The 506-nt window shown below is 47.2% G+C and carries 1 protein-coding gene; it reads right to left on the reverse strand.

The annotated features are described in order from the left end of the window. Positions 1 to 157: 157 nt before the first annotated feature. Positions 158 to 506, reverse strand: a 349-nt coding sequence (gene rplW, locus R7E38_RS23455; protein ID WP_318082259.1) for a 50S ribosomal protein L23, incomplete at its 5' end; no start/stop codon positions are given.

Genomic DNA, 506 nt, shown 5'->3' on the forward strand with positions numbered 1-506 from the left:
AAAAAAGTATATATTTAGAATTAACCATCTGGACTCACTTTAGATGATCCCAATCTTGTTGGCAACATCTAGAGCATCATAATCAGGAGCCAAGCGAACATATGCCTTCTTCTCTCCGTCAGGCCTTATCAGAGTATTGACTTTGGCCACATCTATATCATAGAGTTTTTTTCACGGCCTGTTTGATCTGGTGCTTGTTGGCCTTAACATCCACAATGAACACAAGAGTGTTGTTGTCCTCTATTTTCTTCATGGCTGACTCCGTGGTCAGTGGGAATTTGATGATAGCATAGTGGTCAAGCTTGTTTCTCCTGGGCGCACTCTTCCGAGGATATTTTGGCTGCCTCCGGAGCCGCAGGGTCTTGGGCCGCCGGAAAGTGGGTGACGTTCGGATCTTCTTCTTTTTGTGACTGTGGACACCTTTCAGCACTGCCTTCTTAGCTTTCAAGGCCTTCGCTTTGGCTTCGGCTTTGGGAGGGGCAGGAGCTTCCTTCTTCGCTTTCGGC

The organism is Vibrio sp. Vb2131, from assembly GCF_033338535.1.
GTDB classification, from domain to species: Bacteria; Pseudomonadota; Gammaproteobacteria; order Enterobacterales; family Vibrionaceae; genus Vibrio; species Vibrio alginolyticus.